The organism is Pedobacter riviphilus (genome assembly GCF_014692875.1).
GTDB lineage: Bacteria > Bacteroidota > Bacteroidia > Sphingobacteriales > Sphingobacteriaceae > Pedobacter > Pedobacter riviphilus.
On record NZ_CP061171.1, the window covers coordinates 193,736 to 218,791 of the forward strand.

The following is a 25,056-nucleotide window of genomic DNA, read 5'->3' on the forward strand; positions in this document are numbered from 1 at the left end:
AAACGGAATTGATCTGGTTTATTTTTCTGCCAGGTGTTCGCCTGTAACTTCGGCTTTGATTTTAATTTCCAGCTCTTCTGCGAGTTCAGGATTGTCGCTTAACAATTGTTTTACGGCATCTCTACCTTGGCCAAGTTTGGTATCTCCGTAAGAAAACCATGATCCTGCTTTTTTGATGATACCAAAATCAACACCTAGGTCGATAATCTCACCGTTTTTAGAAATACCTTCACCAAACATCACATCAAATTCTGCGATACGGAAAGGAGGGGCCACTTTATTTTTAACAATTTTTACTTTCACACGGTTACCAGAAACTTCGTCAGAATCTTTGATCTGTGAAATACGACGGATATCTAAACGTACCGATGCATAAAATTTCAAAGCATTACCACCGGTTGTAGTTTCAGGGTTACCGAACATTACACCAATTTTATCACGTAACTGGTTAATGAAAATACAGCAACATCCGGTTTTAGAAATCGTTCCGGTTAATTTACGAAGCGCCTGACTCATTAAACGGGCATGTAAACCCATTTTACTGTCGCCCATTTCGCCCTCAATTTCACTTTTAGGAACCAAAGCCGCAACAGAGTCGATTACAATTACATCAATAGCACCAGAACGGATTAAGTTATCGGCAATTTCTAAGGCCTGCTCACCATTATCTGGCTGAGAGATTAAAAGGTTATCTGTATCTACACCTAGTTTCTTAGCATAAAACTGATCAAAAGCATGTTCTGCATCTATAAAAGCAGCAATACCGCCTTTTTTCTGTGCTTCGGCAATAATATGTGTAGCTAAAGTGGTTTTACCAGAAGACTCTGGACCATAAATTTCAATAACACGGCCTTTTGGAATACCGCCAATACCTAAAGCAATATCTAAACTGATTGATCCGGTAGAAATAAAATCTATCGGTTCAATGGCAGTATCGCCAAGTTTCATGATGGTACCTTTACCGTAAGATTTCTCTAGTTTATCTAAAGTAAGTTGTAAGGCTTTTAATTTATCTGGATTTGCAGTGCTCATTTCTTTTTTCATTGATTGCGTAAATATAATCGTTTATCGGCTAATATGCTTAAATGTTGATATTTATAATACTAATATATTTAGCTAAGGTAAATGTTTTTTAGCTAATGTCAATAGTAAAATAAAAATAATTTTTTAAGCTTTTAGTTTATCTCTTTCGTTTTGGGCGGTTAAACGTTCGAAGTACCTGCACATATAAGTAATTTCACAAACGTCGCATTTGGGGCTTCTGGCTACACAAACATAACGTCCGTGCAGAATAAGCCAATGGTGTGCAATGTGGATATCGTGTTCAGGAAGGTTTTTCACTAAATCCTTTTCAACCGCCAATGGGGTTTTGCCATTGGTTAGTCCTAAACGGTTGGCCACACGGAAAACATGGGTATCAACCGCCATTGCTGGTGCATTGTAAATTACTGAGGCAATTACATTAGCGGTTTTACGGCCCACACCTGGCATTTTCTGTAAGTCGTCAATCCCTGAAGGTACCACATCGTTAAATTCGTTAAGCAAAATATTGGCCATGCCCACCAGGTGTTTTGCCTTATTATTGGGGTAACTGATACTTCTGATATAGTCGAAAACAATATCAGGTGTAGCTTCGGCTAAAGCTTTAGCATTAGGAAAGCGCTGAAAAAGTGCAGGGGTTACCATATTTACCCTTTTATCGGTGCACTGTGCAGAAAGAATTACCGCCACTAAAAGCTGATAAGGATTATTATAATGTAACTCGGTTTCTGCATCAGGCTGCTTGGCCGAAAAATGTTCTACAAAAAGTTTGTAGCGTTCTTTTTTAAGCATGTGCAAATATAGGTTAAAGATAGAAAATGTAACTGCTTAATTGGAAGAAGAGCATGTAGAACGGAAGAAAAACTGTAATTTGTCGCTATGAATTATTCAACCGAGGCTAGGTGACTACAGCAGTATTTCATTTTTAGGGTTGCAGGCGGCATAATCCCTTGTTTTCTAAACCCGATTGCAGCGAACACGGAGTGCAACGGAGTAAAGCGTAAAGCGGGGCTGTCGACCTCCAAGCACCACAGGCTACACATTTCCTAACCCTAAAACACTAACATCACTTGAAGCGCAATACTTGTGCAGAACAAAAAGTTCTTTCCCGTTTTGCGCTTTTACGCTTCGCTTCCTCGTACCTCGTTGCTGCAGGGTAACGCTGCAACCAGAGCTAGGTGGGCAATACAGTATTTCATTTTTAGGGTTGCAGGCGGCATAATCCCTTGTTTTCTAAACCCGATTGCAGCGAACACGGAGTGCAACGGAGTAAAGCGTAAAGCGGGGCTGTCGACCTCCAAGCACCACAGGCTACACATTTCCTAACCCTAAAACACTAACATCACTTGAAGCGCAATACTTGTGCAGAACAAAAAGTTCTTTCCCGTTTTGCGCTTTTACGCTTCGCTTCCTCGTACCTCGTTGCTGCAGGGTAACGCTTCAACCGGGCTAAGTGGCCACAATAGTATTTCATTTGTTGGGTTGCAAAGAATACGAACCCTTATTCCTAAACCCGATTGCAGCGAACACGGAGTGTAACGGAGTAAAGCGTAAAGCGGGGCTGTCGACCTCCAAGCACCACAGGCTACACATTTCCTAACCCTAAAACACTAACATCACTTGAAGCGCAATACTTGTGCAGAACAAAAAGTTCTTTCCCGTTTTGCGCTTCGCTACCTCGTGCCTCGTTGCTGCAGGGTAACGCTGCAACCAGGGCTAGGTGGGCAATACAGTATTTCATTTGTTGGGTTGCAGGGCGCAAAACCTTTGTTTCTAAACCCGATTGCAGCGAACACGGAGTGCAACGGAGTAAAGCGTAAAGCGGGGCTGTCGACCTCCAAGCACCACAGGCTACACATTTCCTAACCCTAAAACACTAACATCACTTGAAGCGCAATACTTGTGCAGAACAAAAAGTTCTTTCCCGTTTTGCGCTTTTACGCTTCGCTTCCTCGTACCTCGTTGCTGCAGGGTAACGCTGCAACCAGAGCTAGGTGGGCAATACAGTATTTCATTTTTAGGGTTGCAGGCGGCATAATCCCTTGTTTTCTAAACCCGATTGCAGCGAACACGGAGTGCAACGGAGTAAAGCGTAAAGCGGGGCTGCAATTGCCAAGAACCACAAAGCGCTTATTTCCTAACCCTAAAACACTAACATCGCTTGAAGCGCAATACTTGTGCATAACAAAAAGTTCCTTCCCGTTTTCCGCTTTTACGCTTCGCTGCCTCGTTCCTCGTTGCTGCAGGGTAACGCTTCAACCGGGGCTAGGTGGCCACAATAGTATTTCATTTGTTGGGTTGCATGCGGCATAATCCCTTGTTTTCTAAACCCGATCTGATAGATATTGGTTGAGCGTGGGATATTACTAAAGCGTTTCGCCGTTTTTGCAGCAACCTTTGTTAAATAAACCCGGTAGGCGCGTGCATTCCGATTTAAGCACGTGTTTATGTTATACTTTGGTGTGCTTGCTTGTTTCACAGGTTTCTATCGGGATAAAGCGGATAACGGGACTGCTGCTCCCGAAGAATTACTGGACGTCCGTTTCCAAAAAAAAAAGATATCGTAAGTAACTGCTCGTGTAGAAATACCTTTATAACTGTTTTAATCCGTTTAACTGCTAATGGCTTAACGCCAAACCCGTGGCCCGATGGTAAGGCTATAATTATATAAACATTTTCGGTAAAAGTATAACATCAGGAAAGGCCATACCGCTAGCTTTGTTTAAAATTTAAACACAAAATGAAGACCTTATTTAAATTATGTGCAATCCAGGTTATTGTACTAATGATGGCTGGCGGTTTATCAGCTCAGGAAAAAGCAGCAGCGGTTAGCCCACTACAAGCTTATTACGAAGTTAAAGATGCCTTAGTTGGCAGCAATGCAAGTGTAGCTGGTACCAAGGCTACTGCATTCATTAATGCAATAAAAGCCAACGAAAAAACCAATGCTTCGAAAGTATTGCGCGATAAAATATTATTTGATGCAGAGCACATTGCCGAGAGTAAAGATATAGAACACCAAAGAGATCATTTTACTTCTTTATCAACCGATTTTTATGCTTTGGTAAAAGCGGTAAAACTGAATGATAAGCCTGTTTATTACGCTTATTGCCCCATGAAAAAAAGCTATTGGTTAAGCGAAGGCGAGGCAATAAAGAACCCATATTATGGGAATAAAATGTTAACTTGTGGTAAGGTTGCCGAAGTGCTTAAATAAAAACACAAGCCACAAAATGAAGTTTATTTTAGTTTGTTGCCTTAGTATTTTGCTCAGTAGTTTTGCTTTTGGCCAACATCAGCACAACGAGGTAAAAGCGGCCGACCCTAAAAAAGCCCCCCAAAAAGGTAACGATTTAGAAACTTTAAGTAACAACAAGCCACCAAGGGTGGTACGTTATGATTTGTACATTGCCGATACAACGGTAACTTTTGGCGGGAAAGCTAAAAGAGCCATTGCGGTTAACGGGCAGATACCTATGCCAACGCTAACCTTTACCGAGGGCGATACAGCAGAAATACATGTGCACAACAGGCTAAAAGAATCAACTTCATTGCATTGGCATGGGCTATTTTTGCCCAATCGGTATGATGGTGTTCCGTATTTAACGCAAATGCCTATTGAAACCAATAAAACCCATGTTTACCGTTTCCCTATTATACAGAACGGTACCCATTGGTACCATAGCCATTCGGGCCTGCAGGAGCAAATTGGGATGTATGGCGCAATGATCTTAAATAAAAGAAAAGAGCCCGCTATACCTACTGTACCTGTTGTTTTAAGTGAATGGACAAATATGATGCCCCACGAGGTGGACAGGCGATTGCACAATGCCAATGATTGGTTCGCCATAAAAAAAGGTACAACACAAAGTTATGCCGAAGCCATAAAAAGCGGACACTTTAAGACCAAGCTCACCAACGAGCTGAAACGGATGACTGCCATGGATGTGAGTGATGTGTATTATGAAGCATTTTTAGTAAACGGAAAAAATCAATATCAGGTGCCAAACCACCTCAAAGCAGGCGATAAGGTAAGGTTGCGTATTGCTAACGGAGGGGCATCTACCTATTTCTGGCTCACTTATGCTGGTGGTAAAATAACGGTAGTGGCCAATGATGGTAACGATGTAACGCCTGTAGAAGTAGACAGGCTGATTATTGCCGTTTCCGAAACCTATGATGTAATGGTAACCATCCCCGAAAATAAAAGTTACGAGTTTTTGGTAACACCTGAAGACCGTACCAAATCGGCTTCATTATGGCTGGGTAGTGGACAAAAAGTGCCGGCTCAAAAATTGCCCAAATTGAAATATTTCGAAGGCATGAAAATGATGAACGAAATGATGGATATGAACGGTAATCTGGTGCAGATGGAAGGCATGAAAATGCAAAATCAGGTGATGGATATGAATACCGTGATGTATGCTGAGCTGGATGATGCGGGAGCAGATACTGTAGTTGCTGATGCCCATAAAGGCCATAATATGGGGGGTAACCATAACATGAAGGGGCCCATCAAAACATTAAATTACGATATGTTGCGCTCGCCCGAAAAAACGGTTTTGCCTAAAGCCCCAACCCGTGAAATGGAGTTTCAGTTAACGGGCAACATGAACCGTTATGTGTGGACTTTAGATAATAAAACCATCTCTGAGGAAGATAAAATCCTCATCAAAAAGGGCGAAAACCTGCGGATCATTTTATATAACAACAGTATGATGCGCCACCCTATGCACCTGCATGGGCACGATTTTAGGGTAATTAATGGCCAGGGGGATTATGCTCCTTTAAAAAATGTACTCGATATTATGCCCATGGAGCGTGATACGATTGAGTTCAGTGCTTCTGAAAGTGGCGACTGGTTTTTTCACTGCCATATTTTGTACCACATGATGAGTGGGATGGGTAAAATTTTCAGCTATGAAAACTCGCCGCTAAATCCCGAAATCCCAAACCCTAAACTGGCACAGCGAAAACTTTTTGCCGATGACAGGATGTTTCATTTTATGGCCGAAAATGATTTTGCCAGCAATGGAAACGACGGTATGGCCATGTTGGCCAATACACGGTGGAGTATTGGAACCGAGTGGCGCTTAGGTTATAATAAAATGCACGGCTTTGAAACCGAAACCCATATTGGCCGGTATATAGACAGGATGCAGTGGCTAATGCCTTTTGTGGGGTTCGATTGGCGCTACCGAAAAATGGAAGTTGGCGAACAGGAAAGCAATATTTTTGGCCAAAAAAGCACCAAGGATAAAAGAAGTATGTTTAGTTTGGGGCTAGCCTATACCTTGCCTATGTTGGTAGTAGCGCAGGCAGAAGTGTACCATGATGGTAATGTGCGTTTACAGTTAATGCGCGAAGATATACCGATTTCTAAGCGATTAAGGGCTAGTTTTATGGTAAACAGCGATAAAGAATTTATGGGCGGACTTAAATTTATTACCACAAAATACATGGGTATTTCTGCGCACTATGATAGCGATATGGGTTTTGGCGCAGGCTTAACGCTTAATTATTAAGCTAACCATTGGTGATCTCCCTCAGTAACTTGTCGCATTCGGCAAAGGCATTATACAGATATTTATTGCGGTGTTTTTCGCCCTGACCGCTAAAAGAAACTGATTTCATAATGAGGCCCTGCATCCATTGTTTGGTTTGTTTGCAATAAGCCTGGTCTTCGGTTCTTAGGTAATTAAAAGTATTAAACCTGTTGTAGCAGGCCATGCGGTCTTTAAAATCGACCAGGTAAGCGATACTTCCCAATACATCGCAATTGTACCAGTTAAAGGTATGGTTGGGGTCGATGGTTTTTTTGCTGCTAATGGCGTACATATTCATATCGGTGAGGCAATACCTTACCTGCTCTACAATTTTCACGGCCAGTTCGGTATCCGTAAGGTGCCCGGCTTCGAATGCATACCTGATCTGTTCGAGTGTACCTGTTACGGTATCTTTAGACCATATTTCGGTGCTTGGTATTTCCAAATATGTGGCATGCAGCTCTTGCGAAATTTTAATAATCTCATCGGATAAGAAGGAAGAGCTGAACGGCATTTCCAGGTTGTTTGCGCTATTTGCCCAAAAGAACAGTTTAAAACTGGTGAGTTCAGGATACTTGAAAAAATGAAATAAAGGAATATCGTCAGTAGTAATGGTGATGTGTTTCTTGTTGCTGTTCTTGATGGCTTTTATATTGTCCAGTAAATTCCGGAGATAGCCAATCATATCTAAATCTTCATTTACACTTAAATAGCTAAAAGTAACCGATAACGATTGTTTCGGGCTGTACAGAAACGGGACATCAAAACAATCGGAAAGCTTGATGATCTGCTGGAAAGTAAGGTTGCTATCCCCCCTGATTTTCTTATAGGCCTCATTGGTACTTATTCCCAATTCTTCGGCTACACTCAGCGCCAGGTTCTGGTATTCGGGCAGGGCCGCTCTGATGGCCTGAAAAAATAATGCTTGCTGATTATCCATAAAGATTAATTTATTAATGAAATCTGAATGTTTTTAATAATCGAATGGATTATTATCAGGTGTTAATGTAAAGAATATAATTTATAATTACATTATAGGTGTATAAATTTCTTTTAGAATTAATTTTTTTATTTGGTGTAATCTTTAAGGATAATTGAGCATTGCGGAGTGTTTTAGATTTGATAAACAATTTAAAATACATCAAAATGAATATGCTAATCTCAAACTCAATTCAACCTAATGCCAACGATAATAGGCTGAATAATAACTTCCGCTGCTTTAGGCAGGCTATCTGTGTTATCACAATCTGCCTATTGTTTTCGGGCTGCGCTTCTTTTTCTGACAGGCCCATTAGGCGCCATAAGGTTAAGCTGGACAAAGACGAGGTATCAAAACTTTCAGGTACCTACCAGTTATTTCCTGATTTAACCTATAAAAAGAATGGGGTGGCCGAGACACTTAGTTATCAGCCTACAACCGAGCACTTTCATCAATATATCAGCAAACGTGGAATATATTTTAAGCCTTCTGAAAATGTGACCGTTGATGTAAAGGTGATGGACAATAACCAAATCGGTTTTCACTTTAAAAAGGACAGTATAATTGTAGATAGTGTAATTCTATCGGCCAGGCTACAATCGAGAGGTTTACTGCTTTTAGGAAACAAGTATGTCGAATTTCAGGGTGTACCTTACATTTTAGGCGGTTCAAAAAGTGAGAAGACACGGATTGGACTGGCTAGCGATGGGGGACTTATTTTAAATCATGCCTACGACAATTCTGGTGCGCTTTTACTGCTTATCGGTGCAGGTCTTTCTTACGATTCTGCTTATCATTTTAAAAGAATTAAATAATACAGCTATGAAAAAGATTATTTTATTATCGGTTTTAACCTTGTTGGGCAATGTTGTTAAAGCGCAAAGAAATGTTGATGATTTTTTTAATCCACTAAGTTTTGGTCTCGAATTGGGTGCTGCAACCTTACAAAAACCCTTGGTTTCGGGCTTTATCGCATACAACAAACCGGGTTCTTACCTTAAGTTTAAAATATCTTCTGTAATGCAGGAGAGCTATGAAGTGAATGTAAATGGAGAAGAAACAACTATGCCGGGTTTTTCTGAAGTAGCACTGATGTTAGGTAGGCGGGTTAAGATCAATTCCAATCATAGGTTTGAATTTGGTGGGGGTGTAGCACTAATTGCAGATCTGAAAAAGTACGATGAGTCGAATAGTGATACCAAAAGGGATAAAATTATACAAAAAACTCGGTGGGACTTGTTGCTGAAGCCAAGTATATATTCCGTTTTGTTGATGGTGTAGGAATTTCTTTATCAGTGAATGGCAATGCAAACAGGCAAAAAACTTTTGCAACGGCAGGTTTAGGTGTGGTATTTGGTTCCAAAATGCTTTAATAATATGCAAAAACATGTTTTAACCTTATTACTCGTTTGCATTAACGTTTTTGTTTTTGCACAGCAGGATACCTTACATAAAAATCATCGATTTTATTATGGCATAGGTTTGAGCGGAGGTAAGGGTACTGAAGATGGCGGCTACGGTGAGCTTCATATTTATTTGCAGCGTAAAACCAATTATATCGCATTTAAATCATCAGGTATTTCGAAATTCGAGCTTTTTGGCGATGAGCCTAATCCCAGCATTTCTGATGTTGGGATTATTGTGGGTAAAAGCTATAGTTTCGATCGCTATTTCAACCTGAAGTTTGGTGCAGGGCTGGCATTTACGGAGCAGATATCAAGAGGCGCATTTTTGTACAATACCTGCAAGTCTATGTTTTGCCTGCTCGATCATGATGTTTATGAAACTATTGCCACCCGAACGATCGGTGTTCCATTAGAAGTAAAGACCAGTTTTTTAGTTGGGAGGGCTGCAGCGTTAACCATTGGGATAAGTGCAAATCTAAATGGCGCTAAGAACTTTTGTGGATTTTCAGTTGGTGTTACATTAGGGCGTTTGAGAGATAGGGCGAGGTGATCTGGATTATCACATTCACTCATTCTTGCATTTAGAAATTCTGCTGGATTTTTAATTAATGGCACAGCCTTTTATTGTAAACCTGATGGGAACGGTAGCCCGAGCTTTTTCTGCGAGGCTATAGTGTACAGCAGGGCAGAAATTTTTGCTTGCACTAACCTCTGTTTTCCAAACAGAATAAAAAGGAATTAGTGAAAAGAGGTAGCTGGAACTTTAACCTGTTCCGTTACGCCCTGATTACTTTTGATCAGCCAGAATGCAAAAAATGCGCCTACCAGAGCCATTGCTGCGCCAACGTAAGCCGGCGAGGTATAATCGAAGCCATATACTAACGGAAGGCCGCCGAAGAAAGCACCGAGCGCATTGCCGATATTAAAACTGGCCTGACTTGCCGAAGCGGCTAACATTTCGGAGCCTTTGGCACTCTGGATCATCAACATCTGGATAGGGGCGGCCAATGAGAAAGCAACCGCACCGGTAACAAAAGTCATAATTAAAGCCAATGGCTGACTTGCGGATACGAAGTGCACAATGGTTAGGGTAACAACCATGGTGAGCAATAATGCTGCAGATGCTTTTGCCGGGGAGAATTTGTCGGCCAAACGCCCGCCAATATAATTACCGAACATCATGCCTAAACCAGCCAGCATTAATATATAAGTTACAGCATTTGGCGAGAAACCGGCAACATCTGTCATTAATGGGGCAATATAACTGTACCAGGTAAATAATCCACCCGTTCCGATAGAGATCATGAAAATAATGATCCACGCTTCTCTTTTTTTGAAGAAACTTAATTCGGCTTTTAAATCGCGGTTTTTTGTGGCTTCTAAAGCTGGTAGCCATAATTTTAAACTTAACAAAGTAACCAGGCCAACAAGTACGACAACAGCAAAAGATATGCGCCAAGAAAAGTTATGGCCAATAAAGGTACCCAATGGTACGCCTACAATATTGGCAATGGTTAAGCCCATAAACATGAGCGATACGGCTTGAGCTGCTTTCCCTTTTTCGGCTATTCTGCTGGCCACTACCGATCCTACGCCAAAAAATGCGCCATGTGGTAAGCCCGAAAGCAATCTGGCAATAAACAGGGTATTAAAAGTTGGGGCAAAAGCAGAGAAAGCATTGAAAACCGTAAACATAATCATCAAAGCAATCAATATCATTTTTGGCGGGTATTTACCAGCAATCATAATCAACAAAGGGGCACCGATTACCACCCCCAGTGCATAGGCTGAAATTAAATGTCCAGCCTGCGGGATGGTTACGGCTAAATCTTTCGAGATATCGGGCAATAAGCCCATCATCACAAATTCTGTAATCCCGATGCCTAAACCGCCTAAAGTGAGTGGAAGTAAATTCTTGTTCATAGTACCCTTAGTGTTAAAATTACACTATGCAAAGGTAAGGCTTTTTTTGGTAGGGGATTGTAAAAATTAGGCCATTTATAGGTGAGGGGAAATGTGGGGGTGGCATATAATGTGGAATATGTGATAGGATGATTCACTGCTAAATTTCTTCATTTCCTAATCACTTAAATTCGATTGTTTTGTGTTTACAGGCCAGCCGAAAGAAATTGCTTCGCCGTTCCTCGCAATTGACGAAATACAATCGGATTCAGGTTATACTAAGATACTTTTCGCATTTGGAGCGCAAGGCCTGTACTAAAGAATAAATTTCTTCCCGTTTTACGCTTTTACGCTTCGCTTCCTCGTACCTCGTTGCTGCAGGGTAGACGCTTCAACCGGGGCTAGATGGCCAGTGCGGTATTTTATTTGTGGGGTTACAGGGTGCACAAACCCTTGTTTCTAAACCAGATTGAGCGGAATAGCCCGGAGCGCAGCGAGGACTATAAGCGAAAGCGGGGCTACAAAATGCCAAGAACCACAGACCGCTCATTTCCTGATCACCTAAATTCGATTGTTTTTATACGTCCCTAGATCCTCCATCTTATTTTTTTGATTTGGAGCGCAAGGCCTGTACTAAAGAATAAATTTCTTCCCGTTTTGCGCTTTTACGCTTCGCTTCCTCGTACCTCGTCGCTGCAGGGTAGGCGCTTCAACCGGGGCTAGATGGCCAGTGCGGTATTTTATTTGTGGGGTTGCAGGGTGCACAAACCCTTGTTTCTAAACCAGATTGAGCGGAATAGCCCGGAGCGCAGCGAGGACTATAAGCGAAAGCGGGGCTACAAAATGCCAAGAACCACAGACCGCTCATTTCCTGATCACCTAAATCCGATTGTTTTTATACGTCCCTAGATCCTCCATCTTATTTTTTGATTTTTCAAAAAAAAAGCTTGTCCCACCCTGTGGAACAAGCTTTTTTGCTCATGTAAAATTTACTATTTTGTTCGGCTGTAAGCTAAAATCTTGTTGATGGTTTCATCTTGAGGATTTTTAGCCAGCCTATCCAACTTACCTTTTATTTGATCATAAAATAAGTCGATTTCTGCGTCCGATTCAATATCAGTTTTAGGCTGAAACATGTTGGGGGTAGATAAATTTACATTGTTTTTTGATGTAGAGGTTTTTGTCATAAGCAACTAAATGTGATAAGTTTTATTAACTTAACGATAGTTCAGATGCTTTATTTCAAGCCCTAAAAAAAAATATGTAACATTTATGCTACCCTTTATAGGTCATCTCTTTTGTTTTAAGCATTTTGCGCAAATTACTGAGGGCATAACGCATACGGCCCAAAGCTGTATTAATGCTTACATCAGTTAAATCTGCTATTTCTTTAAAGCTTAAATCTGCGTAATGACGCATGAGGAGCACTTCTTTCTGCTCATCAGGCAATAAATGGATCATTGCTTTTAAATCTTTATGGGTTTGATCGCGAAGCATTTTATCTTCTGCGCTCTCATCATAAAAGTGTAGCATATTGAATACATCCATGCCATCAGCACTGGTAATGATGGGTGTTCTCTTTTCTTTTCTGAAATAATCAATAACCAGGTTATGCGCAATACGCATTACCCAAGGCAAAAACTTGCCTTCTTCGTTATATCTTCCTGATCGCAGGGTATTAATTACTTTTATAAAAGCATCCTGAAAAATATCCTCCGCCAGATATTGGTCTTTCACCAATAAGTAGATAGAGGTATAAATTTTACTTTTATGTCTTCTTAAAAGTTCCTGCAATCCATTCTCGTTCCCGGTAATATATACCTTTACCAGGTCCTGATCATTATATGATTGTAAATTCATAGGTTTACCTACACTAAATCCCGTACTATTTGCTAAAAATTAATTTGTAGATGTTTAATTTCTATAGCTGCTCTCCTATGTTTTTTGATATGTGTTAGTTTGGTTTTGAGGTTGTTAATGTTCAAAGAAAGTTATTTTTTTATCAAAAAACAAAAAATAAAATGTTAAAAAATAAATTAACCGTCTCAGTACCCTATTTTTGTATGTTCTTAAAACCCTAACAACATTATGGGGTTATATATTTATATTCGTTACCATACATGAGCAAAAAAGAGGCCGAAAAAGATCCACATAAAAATATTATCATAAAAGGTGCCCGTGTGCACAACCTAAAAAACATCGATGTTGCCATTCCAAAGAATAAACTTGTGGTGGTAACGGGTATGTCTGGTTCGGGGAAATCTTCGCTTGCATTTGATACTTTATATGCCGAGGGGCAACGCCGATATGTAGAAAGTTTATCATCGTACGCCCGTCAGTTTATGGGCAGGATGAATAAACCTGATGTTGATTATATTAAAGGTATTGCTCCGGCAATTGCCATAGAACAAAAGGTTATTACTTCCAATCCACGCTCTACCGTTGGTACCTCTACTGAAATTTACGATTATCTGAAACTGCTTTTCTCGCGCATAGGGAAAACCATTTCGCCTGTTTCGGGCAAAGAAGTGAAAAAGGATTCGGTAAGCACGGTGGTAGATTACGTAAATGCCATGCCCGAGGATACAACAGTAACGATTTTTTGCCCCTTATATCCGCATAACAACCGTACGATTAAAGAAGAACTGGCTATTTTACTACAGAAAGGATTTTTACGTGTGCTGATCAACGATAAAATAGAAAAGATAGAAACGGTTTTAGACGATGCTGATTTTAAAGATGCAGAACTTACAGATGATAAAACCGTTCAGATCCTGATCGATCGTATTGTAACCAACCAGGAAGAAGAAACATTAAGTAGACTGGCCGATTCTGCGCAGACCGCTTTTTTTGAAGGTAAAGGTGACTGTTATGTAGAGGCTCAGGGTAAAACGAAACATTTTAGCGACCGTTTTGAACTGGATGGAATAAAATTCGAAGAACCTACGCCAAATTTTTTCTCTTTTAACAATCCTTACGGCGCCTGTAAACGCTGCGAAGGTTATGGAAACGTAATCGGTATTGATGAAGACCTGGTTATTCCTGATAAGAGCAAAAGTATTTACGATAATGCCATTGCGCCCTGGCGCGGCGAAAAAATGAATGTATGGTTGCAGAATTTTATTAAAGCTGCCCCGAAATTCGAATTCCCGATCCACCGGCCTTACAGTGCGCTAACAGAAACAGAACAGCAGTTACTTTGGACCGGAAATAAATACTTTGCAGGTTTAGATGCTTTTTTCAAAGAGCTGGAAGAGCAGACCTATAAAATTCAGTACCGCGTAATGTTATCACGTTACCGAGGTAAAACTACTTGTCCTGATTGTAAAGGTTCGCGTTTACGTAAAGATGCATCTTACGTAAAGATTGCTGAAAAATCGATTATTGATGTGGTGCTGATGCCTTTGGCCAAAGCCCTGGTTTTTTTTAAAGAGCTAAAATTAAATACCAACGATACCAAAATTGCCAAACGTTTGCTGGCAGAGATTGATAACCGTTTTCTTTATTTAAACAATGTAGGTTTAGGTTACCTTACCTTGAACCGTTTATCGAATACCCTTTCTGGTGGAGAATCGCAAAGGATTAACCTGGCAACTTCTTTGGGAAGTAGTTTGGTGGGCTCTATTTACGTTTTGGACGAACCGAGTATTGGTTTGCACCCACGCGATACGAACAAACTGATTGAAGTGTTGATTTCGCTCCGTAATGTGGGCAATACCGTTTTGGTGGTAGAACATGAAGAAGAAATGATGCGCGCCGCCGATCATATTATCGATATTGGCCCCGAGGCAGGTACCCATGGAGGTAATTTGGTTTTTAGTGGTAATTATGAGGAGATTCTAAAAGATAAAAATAGTTTAACAGGCCGGTACCTATCGGGATTAGAAAAAATTGCCATCCCGGATAAACGACGGAAATGGAAAGACCATATTCTGATTAAAGGTGCAAGAGAAAACAACCTGCAAAATATTGATGTTAAATTTCCGCTAGGGGTATTTACCGCAGTAAGTGGGGTTTCGGGTTCGGGTAAAACAAGCTTGGTTAAAAAGATTTTATACCCGGCATTGCAAAAAGCAATAGGAAACTATGCTGGTGAACAAACTGGTGCTTACGATGGCATTTTTGGCAATTATGATCTGGTCAGTGCAGTAGAATTGGTCGATCAGAATCCGATTGGCCGTTCGAGCCGTTCTAATCCGGTTACCTATGTAAAAGCCTGGGATGATATCCGGGCGCTGTTTTCGGGTTTGGCTGCTGCAAAAGCTGCTGGCTTAAAACCTGCTGCTTTCTCTTTCAACGTGGAAGGTGGCCGTTGCGATGTTTGCCAGGGTGAGGGTGAGGTAAAGATTGAAATGCAGTTTATGGCCGATATTTACCTGCCTTGCGAGGCCTGTAACGGTAAGCGGTTTAAACAACAGGTTTTAGATGTAACCTATAAAGAGAAAAACGTATCCGAGATTTTGGATATGACCATCGACGAAGCGGTTGAGTTTTTTAAGGATGAGCAGAAGATACTCAATAAATTAAATCCTTTGGTTGATGTTGGTTTGGGCTATGTGCATTTAGGCCAATCTTCTAATACCTTATCGGGTGGTGAGGCGCAGCGGATCAAACTGGCTTCGTTCTTGATTAAGGGTAACAATGCCAATAAAACGCTGTTTATTTTTGATGAGCCCACCACTGGTTTGCATTTCCACGATATTAAAAAACTCTTGAAAGCATTAAATACACTGATAGAGCAGGGCAATACCATTTTGGTGATTGAACACAATATGGATATGATTAAATGTGCCGATTGGGTGATCGATATTGGTCCTGAAGGTGGCGATGGTGGCGGTAAAGTGGTGTTTGAGGGTATACCCGAAGATTTGGTTAAGGTTGAAAAATCGTACACTGGAAAATATTTAGCATCGCATTTAAATTTAAATCCATAATTTCGGCAATGCTTTTTCTAACGTTTTTCATCGGCATCATTCTCAATGCCATGGGGTATATTCCTCCCGGTAACATTAATCTCACTGTTGCACAGCTTGCCATTAACAAGGGCATGCGGCAGGTTTGGTACTTTATTCTTTCCTTCTCTTGTGTAGAAGTGTTTTTTACCTTCGGTATGATGCGCTTTGCCCGCTGGGCCATGAGTGATATTAATCCGAATGAGGCTGTAAGTGAAGTTCGCTTAAGTACTTTAGTGGATTGTTTTATGATTGTGATGTTTTTGGTAATGGGAACCATTACCTGGAAAAACCGCAAAAAAGTACCTAAAACCAGTAATGCGAAAGAGGATAAACGCAGTGGAAGTGTTTTGTATGGATTAATTTTAGGGGTGTTAAACCCCGTTCAGATTCCATTCTGGTTGTTTTTTGGCAATTATGTAATTTTACACCAATGGATTGAGACGGATTACCTCTCATTAGTGATTTTTAGTCTGGGCTCGGGCGTTGGTTCCACACTTGCTTTATATTTATATGCACACTTCGCTACTTACATCCAAGAAAAATTTGCCTTGAGCAGCCTGATTATCAATAAATCTATCGCCATATTTTTATTTGCACTTGCGGGATATTTAATGGTGAAACAAGCGATTGTTATTCTATAGCCTAATCCAGGGTCTGTGTCCTCACAGACCTTCCAGTTGGCTTTTATCAAGTATTCAATAGGCAGGAATTATTTGCTTTCCGTTCTGTGAGGACACAGACCGGGGAATAAGCCTGTATGGTCATAAAGCAGGCGGTTATTATTCTTTAGGGTTTACTACATTAGAAGAACTTCTTAAATGATCTATTAATGGTCCTTCGACAGGCTTAGGATAACATATGCTTTTGTATTTTGCAAAAAAAATAAATCCTTTTTTAACTGTCAGTCTTGAGCTTGTTGAAGACTCATGATACTGTAGTTAAATGATCTCAACATAGCAATCGTTAAATCTTTCTGTTATAAAATTGATACACAGATAAGGTTCCATTAACCTAATCATAACATTAAATTTATGTTTAAGAAGCCTGACTGGCCGAATTTTGCCAGTTGAAACAAAACATATTTATTTAATATTATGTCTAACAGACGGTTTTTTCTAAAAAGTGGCTTAGCTGCTGCAGTAGTGGCAGGTTTATCACCAGTTCTCCCTTCATTTGCTGAAGAACACACTGCACCTGCCAGATTGGGCAAAGTACCTAAATTGCGTTTCGCCATTGCATCAGATGGACATTATGGTCAGCCTGGAACAGATTACAAACTGCACCATGAGAATATGGTAAAGTGGTTAAATGAATCGCACGATAAAAATCCATTAAACTTTGTAATTATCAACGGCGATCTGGTGCATGACAGGCCTGAATTACTGAAAGAAGTAAAAAAGGATTATTACGACCGTTTAAAGGTTCCTTTTTATGCCGTACCGGGCAACCATGACCATGCAGATACCCCACTCTGGAAATCGGTTTTTGGTTATGATGATAACTTTTCTTTCGAAAAAAACGGGGTTGGCTTTGTTCTGGCCAATACTTCGGATACAAAAGGCGCCTATCTGTGCCCGAACAACGATTTTTTAAAGCAGGAACTGGATAAGTTTAAAGATTTAAAAACGGTGTTTGTAGTATTGCATATCCCGCCACATTTCTGGGTGCCAGAGAGCCCCTTTGTTGAGTGCCCTGATACCCTTAAACTTTTGCACAGCTATACCAACGTGAAAGCTGTATTTCATGGCCACGATCATAGTTTAGATGCTGTATTTTATACCGATAAGCTGCCGCATTTTTTTGATGCTCATATTGGCGGCAACTGGGGCACAGCCTATAAAGGTTACCGGATAGTGGAGGTAGATGAAAATGATAAGATCCAAACTTATCAGGTAAATGCAAGTGGATCGCCATTATTAAATGAAACGAAATTCTAGCTATTAAACAATAACCATGAAAAAAACATTTTTGATGCTCATTTTTGCAGGTACCATTTTAAACTGTGCTGCACAGAAAATAGGCGAAACCAAGCAGGAAGTTAAAACCGGCACTGATGCTGCTCAACCCTTTATGTTTTCGCTGAATACATTAACTGCTGAGAATCCGCGCTGGAATATTCATTATTCCGGAAGTTACGGCGAGCGGACAAACGGGCAGTTCGGATACGATGGCTTGGGACAACAGTTTGGGGTTAAAGGTTATTTAGGCAGCAGGTTTACCTTGTATGCCACTGCGGCAATCGGTTTTGCCAATTCTGGAGGCGTAACATCTGCGCAGCAGGCTGAAGTAATTAGAGATTTAGTGGGAGGCAAAGGCATAAGTGGTTTTAGGTTAGGTGCTGGTTTAGGCTTAAGCAGAGATTGGTCGAGTGTTGGTTCTGCCATTAGCAGGATTACCGCTTCATTCGACAAGACAAATTGGAGAATGGCGGGTAATCTTCGTTTCGAAAAAGCCTTTAATAGAACCAGAGATAAGCTTGATTTTATTAGCAGTTTTGGATATCAACATCGCGTTTCTAACGTTTTATACCTTGGCTTCGAAGCCTTAGGACAAGATTTAGAAGGCTTTTGGGAACAAGACGAGGCAGAAGGTGGCGCAAAGGTAATGATCGGGCCATCAATCAACCTGGAACCTAACCACTCGAAACTTTCGTTCTCTATTTCTGGTGGACCTGTTTTCTACGCCACCCGTAGTCAGGTAATCCCATCAGAGGCTATCCGCGAAATCGGTTCTGTCGCCTCAGGCAATGGCTATACCATCAGGGCCCTGGTTAATTTTAATCTTCACCGCTAATGCGGCAATCCTTAACTTAAGAAAATGAAAAAATCATACATATTTATATTACTCAGCTTCCTGTTCATCCAAAAAGGGTTTGCACAATGGCCTGGCAAAAACGAAAGCACCCAGCAAATTTTGTTGCCCAACGGTTGGAAATTAAGTCCGGCGGGGCATTCGTTACAGTTAGGCGATTTGCCCTTAAATATGCAGCTTAGTGCATCGGGCAAATACCTCGCCGTTACCAATAACGGCCAGAGTACGCAGTCGCTACAGCTTATCGATCCTAAAACCGAACGAATTATCGACGAAAAGGTGCTGGCCAAATCGTGGTACGGGATAGCTTTTAGTAAAGATGAAAAACATCTTTATGCATCGGGTGGTAACGACAATTGGATTTTAGATTTTAATATCCAGAATGATAAGTTCGTAAAAAGCGACACCATTAAACTTGGTCCGGTTTGGCCAAAAGGAAAAATAAGTCCGGCAGGGATTGTGGTCAATAAAAATAACAGTAAATTATATACTGTAACTAAAGAAGACAGCAGTTTGTATATTATTAACCCTGTTGAAAGGCAGATCGTTAAAAAAATACAGCTTCCTGCCATTGCTTATAGCTGTACCCTGGCTGCCGACGAGCGTAAACTGTATGTTTCGCTTTGGGGCGGAAAAGCGGTAGCTGTTATCGATTTGCAATCAGAAAGCATTATTCAGCAGATTCCCGTTGGCGATCATCCGAATGAGCTTCTGCTGAATAAAAAAGGAAATATTTTATTTGTAGCCAATGCCAACGATAATACGGTTTCGGTAATCAATACTGTAGATAACAAGGTAATCGAAACCATTGCCACCACGCTTTATGCCACTCAGTTAACAGGTTCTACCACCAATGGCCTGGCTTTAAGTGCCAATGAGAAAACTTTGTACATCGCCAATGCCGATAACAACTGTTTGGCTGTTTTTGATGTAAGCAAACCAGGGGTAAGCCAAAGCCAGGGTTTTATTCCGGTGGGCTGGTACCCAACAAGTGTAAAGGTTTTGGGTTCGAAAATTTTGGTTACCAATGGCAAAGGCAATACTTCTATGGCCAACCCAAAGGGACCACAACCCATTTCTAAAGTAGATAACAGTGGTTATCAAATGGGAAGCACAGCCAACAGCAGGCTGCAATATATTGCTGGCTTGTTTAAAGGCACTTTATCCTTTATTGATGCACCAAAACCCGAGCAGCTAAAATTATATACCAAACAGGTTTATGCCAATACACCTTTTACGGATAAGCGCGCAATAACTGCCGATGGCGAAGCTGGAAACCCTATTCCACGTAAGCAGGGAGAAAAATCGCCTATGAAGCATGTTTTTTATATCATTAAAGAAAACAGGACATACGATCAGGTGCTTGGCGATATGCCAAAAGGTAATGGCGATTCCAGCTTAACGCTTTTTGGCAGAAAGATTACGCCTAACCAGCATGCCTTTGCCGAAAACTATGTGTTGCTCGATAATTTCTATGTTGATGCAGAGGTAAGTGCAGATGGACACAACTGGAGCATGGCTGCCTATGCAACTGATGTTGTGGAAAAAACATGGCCAACCAGTTATGGTGCTCGCGGCGGAAGTACCACCTTCGAAGGTGGTAGGCCTGTTACTTATCCTAAAGGTGGTTTTATATGGGATTACTGTCAGCGGGCAGGAGTAAGTTACCGCAGTTATGGCGAATTTGGCGATTATGGTAAGGCTAATATTAAATCGCTACAGGGCCATATGTGTGCTGCATCACCAGGATTTGATATGGATATTAAGGATCAGGTAAGGGTAGATGCGTGGCAGCACGATTTCGATTCGTTACTGGTTGCAGGCGTTGTACCACAGTTTAATACTTTAAGGATATCTAATGACCATACCAGTGGGCAAAAAAAAGGTAAATATTCGCCACAGGCGGCAGTTGCCGATAACGATTTAGCCGTAGGCCGTATTTTGGAGCATTTATCACATAGCTCGATCTGGAAAGAGTCGGTTGTTTTTATTTTGGAAGATGACGCACAAAACGGACCAGACCATGTTGATGCACACCGTTCGCCAGCTTATGTGGTTGGACCATACGTAAAAAGGCATACGCCTGTTCATACGATGTATTCTACTTCCGGTTTTTTAAGAACGATGGAACTTATTTTAGGTTTGCCGCCAATGAGCCAGTACGATGCTGCTGCCATGCCGCTGTATGAGTGTTTTACAGCTACGCCTGATTTTACACCTTATAATGTGATTCAGCCGCTTATTGATTTAGATACCAGGAATGTGGCGGTGAACGAGAGCAGCAAACGTTCTGAACTGTTCAATTTTGCAAAGGAAGATTCGGCACCGGATTTAGATTTAAATGAAGTGGTGTGGAAATCGGTTAAAGGCGAACAATCGGTAATGCCAGCGCCAAAGCGGAGTGCTTTTGTGATTTTGGAGAAGAAGAAAAAAGATGATGATGATTAGTGATCTGTTATGATTTTATTTAACAAAAAGGCAATTTTCGATTAAGAAAATTGCCTTTATATAATTTTTTTCCATGGTCTGTGTCCTCACAGACCATTTTGTTTTTATACGTTACATCAAGGATTTCTCCACAATGGAAATGAATCTATATCGTCATTTCCTGAAGTGCAACGAAATGGATAAATCTTTTCTAAGAATCTAGGCGGTCTGTGGGGACACAGACCACGGGGATTAGTCGAATGACGATCTTATCTATAATTTCCAGTCTGGCCTTTCGAAATGGCAGGTATAACCGTAAGGGTTTTTCTGTAAATAATCCTGGTGTTCTTCTTCAGCATTCCAGAAATCTGTTTCAGGTACTACCTCGGTTACAATTTTGCCAGGCCATTTGCCAGACGCATCTAACTCGGCAATTAATGCATTTGCGGTGTTTTTCTGTTCTTCACTATTGTAGAAAATAGCTGAGCGGTATGAGGTACCCACATCATTTCCCTGTCTGTTGCGCGTACTCGGATCGTGGATCTGAAAGAAGTATTCCAATAATTTGCGGTAGGTTAAAACAGTTGGATCAAAAGTAACTTCAATGGCTTCGGCATGTGTGCCATGGTTCCGGTAGGTGGCATTGGGAACATCGCCACCGGTGTACCCCACAACTGTTGAGATAACGCCAGGGTAATGACGGATCAGTTCTTCTACTCCCCAAAAGCAGCCGCCTGCAAGAATGGCTTTTTCAGTATTCATATATCTTTCTTTTTTTTGATTAATAAAGATACGGTGAAGATGTGTAAAGGGAAAGTAAAGAAGGGGAGTTGTTTGGTTGTATGGTTTAGTCGGTGAAACACCAACCGATAGGATAAATTAAAAAGCACCAATTTCATTTGGAGCGCAGGGCCTGTACTGAACAGGAAATTTCCTCCCGTCTTCCGCTTTTACGCTTCGCTTCCTCGTGCCTCGTCGCTGCAGGGTAACGCTTCAACCGGGGCTAATAGGTCAAGGCGGTTTTTCATTTGTGAGGTTGCGGGGTGCATAACCCATTGTTCCTAAACCCGATTGCAATGCAAAGCCCGAAAGCGAGGAACGAGTGCGGACTTGAAATGGAAAGCGGGACTGCAAACCGCCAAGAACCACAAGCCCTCCATTTCCTAATTTCAATATACAAACAATTGCGTTTTCGGTCGGTGAGACACCAACCGATAGAATAAGCTTATATTTGGAGCGCAAGATCTGTGCTAAACAGGAAGTTTCCTCCCGTCTTTTGCTTTACGCTTCGCTTCCTCGTACCTCGTCGCTGCAGGGTAACGCTTCAACCGGGGCTAATAGGTTAAGGTAGTTTTTCATTTGTGAGGTTGCAGTGTGCACAAGCCGTAGCTTATAAACCCGATTGCAATGCAAAGCCCGAAAGCGAGGAACGAGTGCGGACTTGAAATGGAAGGCGGGACTGCAAACCGCCAAGAACCACAAGCCCTCCATTTCCTAATTTCAATATACAAACAATTGCGTTTTCGGTCGGTGAGACACCAACCGATAGACGACATGTTATTTAATTTATTGTTGAGCTTAGCACCAAACGCTACCCGCCAACCGCAAAATCCATAAAACTTACATTGTTTTTGCGTGAAGAACTTACGGCAATCCCTTTGCCGGCCTGATCTGTAAAGGTAAAACCTTCCAGTTCATCCGGTTTATCGGTGTCTATAACTTTAATAACAGATTCCTGCCCGCTGGCAAGCGATTTTTCCAAATTAAGAAAGGTCAGTCTCCATTTACGGCCCTCAATTTGGTTCTGGATTAAAACCAAAATACCTTTATCTGCAATCCAGTGTAGATTTTGGACCCATGGTGAGCAGGTGAATTTTTTAAAGAGAATTCCCTTTTCACTTGTTTTATCAGCTTTTGATAAGGCTATTGGGTTGTATAAACGTACTTCATTGGCTTTATTGCCATAATCGGCCGTTGCTACGAACCACTTCCCTTTATAATTTACATATTCTGGTCGCGTACCCTGGATACAGGCATCATCTTCAATGGATTTTATCAAATTTCCGTCCAATGTTTTCGTCTTTAAAAAACCTTGCCAGTTGATGCAGTTAATTACCGCTTTCCAAGCGGTACCTTCTGCATTTTGTTTTACCGAATTACCCACAAATGTGGGTAAACCCTTATGGTAGGCTATCCCGGTAGGGTGTTTGATGATATTTTCGCCTTTAACGGTGAATTGGTATTCTTTATGCATGTAAATCAAGGAATCTTTCCGGAGCTGATATTCGCGCATTACGCCCACTTCTCTGTCGCCGTAAAGAAAATAACGGCCATTTTGGTGAGAAATCCCCTGACATGCACCTAATGAGTCGATTGTAACTGTTTTCGTGATTTTTCCCTCCGTTTTGCTGTATCTGGCCACAAAAAACATCACGATCAGTACTAAAATTGGGTTTAATGTTTTCATAAACTAAGGATCTAAAGGTTCATCAAAATCAATTTGTAAGGATGTTGTATTTAAGTAGAATTCAGATTCGGTATCACTTAAACGTTTTCCGTTTTTATAAGGATAGTAGCCGAGTTCCTTTTTACAGCGTTCGAGCAGGATATCGGTAATGTAGTAACTTTGCGATTTTACGGTGCAAACCATCCCTGCTTTATCTATTGGCATACCGTACCTGAACATCAGTCTGGCACAATTACGCATATTGGTGGTGGTATGGCGGGCATGTGGCTCCATAATAACGGCACTTTCGGGTATCTGAAGGGTTTCCATTAAAAACTTCTTCATTTCGTATGCTTCACTGAACTTGGTTTTATAAGGGTGAACGCGGCCGCCCGAAACCACGATAAATGGTGCCATGCCTTTATGGTATTGCAAGGCTGCTAACCTGCAACGGATCATTCCGCCCGCGCTTAAGGCTACTTCTTTTTCCTCTGGGCCAGCACCTGGAACTAAAATCACACTATAAGGATATTTTTTCCAATCCGTTTTTTTGATCTGGTTAATGGCGGCAAGGTTTACGCCTTTAGCCATCGGTTCGTAATCGGCGGCATCATTGCGTTCGTTCAATTCTAAAGCTTCCAGTGCAAATAACATGGCAGGTTCGAAAAAGAGCTTATTATTGCCCTGCAGGGATAACAATGCATTGGCAGATGTGAGCTCTACAAACGTTTTATCTGTTAAAGTAAAACTGATCGAATCTATTTTCGGGTAATTGGGCTTATTTCCTTCTACGTAAACGCCAATTGCATAATTTACTGCATTGGCATCTTGTTCCCATGCTTTAACTAAAAGGGTTTTGTGCTGTTCTTTGGCAAACATGGCATAACAGCCTGAGGGGATTAGATGATTTTTTACCATATCTCCCAACAGATTATTTTCTGTATAAAGCAGCGCCAAACGGTTTCCAATATGGGCTATTTCCTCATCGGTAAATTTTAAGGCTTTAGCGTAACAGCTAATATCTGTTTTACAGGTTTTCACCGCTTCATTTACCTGTGCCGTTTTTGATTTATAGATGTTGTTGAACGCCGTATCTGTGCTAAGCATTTTGCGCAGTTCGGGCAATTGCTGAAAAAGTGTAAGCAGATAATAATTTTTGTATTGTACTTCGTTCCTGGTCTTAATTAATTGATAAGACTGTTGTGGTACATCCTGTGCAGCTAAGTCTTTGCAGAACAGGCCGAGCATAAGGAAAGCATAGAAGTATTTCATCGAAAAGTTTTGGAAACAAAATTAAAGACCTGCCATTAAAGAAACATTAAGAAGAAGTTATGCTTTGATGGTTGTTAAAACGATTTATTATATATCTAATCGCTTAATATTAATTTAAAGTGCCAGCTCAAAACGGTGTGTAGAGTTAACATAATAAATACATCTTGTTAAAAGTACGCCGCTACTTTTGCCGCTGTAGAACGCTCAAAAATTACTTGTTAACCTTAAAGGATAAGCCTATGTAAATGTGAAAATCTACACTTCTACTTAA

Annotated in this window: 19 protein-coding genes; 10 read left to right on the forward strand and 9 right to left on the reverse strand. The window is 41.0% G+C overall.

Going from position 1 to position 25,056, the window contains the following annotated elements:
* Positions 1 to 18 precede the first annotated feature (18 nt).
* Together recA and nth are read right to left on the reverse strand one after the other, a co-directional pair.
* Positions 19 to 1,032: a recombinase RecA gene (recA, locus tag H9N25_RS00855; RefSeq protein WP_113950465.1), complete on the reverse strand. Its 1,014-nt coding sequence runs from the start codon at positions 1,030 to 1,032 to the stop codon at positions 19 to 21.
* Positions 1,033 to 1,167: 135 nt separating this feature from the next.
* Positions 1,168 to 1,833, reverse strand: coding sequence for an endonuclease III (gene nth / locus H9N25_RS00860; RefSeq protein WP_029280284.1), 666 nt, complete (start codon positions 1,831 to 1,833; stop codon positions 1,168 to 1,170).
* 1,948 nt (positions 1,834 to 3,781) lie between these two features.
* Between nth and H9N25_RS00865 the strand changes: the two genes are divergently transcribed.
* Together H9N25_RS00865 and H9N25_RS00870 are read left to right on the forward strand one after the other, a co-directional pair.
* The gene (locus tag H9N25_RS00865; protein WP_190327624.1) at positions 3,782 to 4,258 is read left to right on the forward strand and encodes a DUF3347 domain-containing protein; all 477 of its coding nucleotides are present in this window, start codon (positions 3,782 to 3,784) and stop codon (positions 4,256 to 4,258) included.
* A 16-nt stretch (positions 4,259 to 4,274) separates the two neighbouring features.
* A complete protein-coding gene (locus H9N25_RS00870) occupies positions 4,275 to 6,566 on the forward strand; it encodes a multicopper oxidase domain-containing protein (RefSeq protein WP_190327625.1) in 2,292 nt (763 codons plus the stop codon).
* Position 6,567: 1 nt separating this feature from the next.
* On the opposite strand, the gene H9N25_RS00875 is transcribed toward H9N25_RS00870, so the two are convergent.
* Entirely contained in the window at positions 6,568 to 7,527 is a 960-nt protein-coding gene (locus H9N25_RS00875; RefSeq protein WP_167292881.1) for a hypothetical protein, read from the reverse strand.
* A 206-nt stretch (positions 7,528 to 7,733) separates the two neighbouring features.
* Between H9N25_RS00875 and H9N25_RS00880 the strand changes: the two genes are divergently transcribed.
* The 3 genes from H9N25_RS00880 (at position 7,734) to H9N25_RS00890 (ending at position 9,522) form a co-directional block, all read left to right on the forward strand.
* Positions 7,734 to 8,381, forward strand: a complete 648-nt coding sequence (locus H9N25_RS00880) for a hypothetical protein (protein ID WP_190327626.1) — start codon at positions 7,734 to 7,736, stop codon at positions 8,379 to 8,381.
* 7 nt (positions 8,382 to 8,388) lie between these two features.
* On the forward strand, positions 8,389 to 8,847 hold the full coding sequence (locus H9N25_RS00885; RefSeq protein WP_190327627.1) for a hypothetical protein: 459 nt from the start codon (positions 8,389 to 8,391) through the stop codon (positions 8,845 to 8,847).
* A gap of 96 nt (positions 8,848 to 8,943) precedes the next feature.
* Positions 8,944 to 9,522, forward strand: coding sequence for a hypothetical protein (locus H9N25_RS00890; RefSeq protein WP_169501927.1), 579 nt, complete (start codon positions 8,944 to 8,946; stop codon positions 9,520 to 9,522).
* A gap of 188 nt (positions 9,523 to 9,710) precedes the next feature.
* Here H9N25_RS00890 and H9N25_RS00895 read toward each other — a convergent pair whose 3' ends face one another.
* The 3 genes from H9N25_RS00895 to H9N25_RS00905 form a co-directional block, all read right to left on the reverse strand.
* Positions 9,711 to 10,895: an MFS transporter gene (locus H9N25_RS00895; RefSeq protein WP_169501928.1), complete on the reverse strand. Its 1,185-nt coding sequence runs from the start codon at positions 10,893 to 10,895 to the stop codon at positions 9,711 to 9,713.
* Positions 10,896 to 11,866: 971 nt separating this feature from the next.
* Positions 11,867 to 12,061, reverse strand: a complete 195-nt coding sequence (locus H9N25_RS00900; RefSeq protein ID WP_167292886.1) for a hypothetical protein — start codon at positions 12,059 to 12,061, stop codon at positions 11,867 to 11,869.
* Positions 12,062 to 12,149: 88 nt separating this feature from the next.
* On the reverse strand, positions 12,150 to 12,734 hold the full coding sequence (locus H9N25_RS00905; protein WP_057933765.1) for an RNA polymerase sigma factor: 585 nt from the start codon (positions 12,732 to 12,734) through the stop codon (positions 12,150 to 12,152).
* 260 nt (positions 12,735 to 12,994) lie between these two features.
* Between H9N25_RS00905 and uvrA the strand changes: the two genes are divergently transcribed.
* From uvrA to H9N25_RS00930, 5 genes are all read left to right on the forward strand, one after another.
* Positions 12,995 to 15,808 (forward strand): excinuclease ABC subunit UvrA, encoded by a 2,814-nt coding sequence (gene uvrA, locus H9N25_RS00910; RefSeq protein WP_190327628.1) that lies wholly within the window; start codon positions 12,995 to 12,997, stop codon positions 15,806 to 15,808.
* Positions 15,809 to 15,816: 8 nt separating this feature from the next.
* Positions 15,817 to 16,470, forward strand: a complete 654-nt coding sequence (locus tag H9N25_RS00915) for a LysE family transporter (protein ID WP_167292888.1) — start codon at positions 15,817 to 15,819, stop codon at positions 16,468 to 16,470.
* 453 nt (positions 16,471 to 16,923) lie between these two features.
* Positions 16,924 to 17,766, forward strand: a complete 843-nt coding sequence (locus H9N25_RS00920) for a metallophosphoesterase family protein (RefSeq protein ID WP_190327629.1) — start codon at positions 16,924 to 16,926, stop codon at positions 17,764 to 17,766.
* Positions 17,767 to 17,782: 16 nt separating this feature from the next.
* Positions 17,783 to 18,622 (forward strand): hypothetical protein, encoded by an 840-nt coding sequence (locus tag H9N25_RS00925; protein WP_167292890.1) that lies wholly within the window; start codon positions 17,783 to 17,785, stop codon positions 18,620 to 18,622.
* A gap of 24 nt (positions 18,623 to 18,646) precedes the next feature.
* Positions 18,647 to 21,088 (forward strand): bifunctional YncE family protein/alkaline phosphatase family protein, encoded by a 2,442-nt coding sequence (locus tag H9N25_RS00930; RefSeq protein ID WP_190327630.1) that lies wholly within the window; start codon positions 18,647 to 18,649, stop codon positions 21,086 to 21,088.
* A gap of 252 nt (positions 21,089 to 21,340) precedes the next feature.
* Here the strand turns inward: H9N25_RS00930 and msrA are convergent, their stop codons facing one another.
* The 3 genes from msrA to H9N25_RS00945 all read right to left on the reverse strand — a co-directional run bounded on the left by msrA (position 21,341) and on the right by H9N25_RS00945 (position 24,785).
* Entirely contained in the window at positions 21,341 to 21,829 is a 489-nt protein-coding gene (gene msrA, locus H9N25_RS00935) for a peptide-methionine (S)-S-oxide reductase MsrA (RefSeq protein ID WP_167292892.1), read from the reverse strand.
* Between the two features lie 829 nt (positions 21,830 to 22,658).
* Positions 22,659 to 23,534, reverse strand: coding sequence for a hypothetical protein (locus H9N25_RS00940; RefSeq protein WP_190327631.1), 876 nt, complete (start codon positions 23,532 to 23,534; stop codon positions 22,659 to 22,661).
* Positions 23,535 to 23,537: 3 nt separating this feature from the next.
* Positions 23,538 to 24,785 carry a YdcF family protein gene (locus H9N25_RS00945; RefSeq protein WP_190327632.1) on the reverse strand — a complete coding sequence of 416 codons (1,248 nt, stop codon included), beginning with the start codon at positions 24,783 to 24,785 and terminating at the stop codon, positions 23,538 to 23,540.
* Between the last annotated feature and the right edge of the window lie 271 nt (positions 24,786 to 25,056).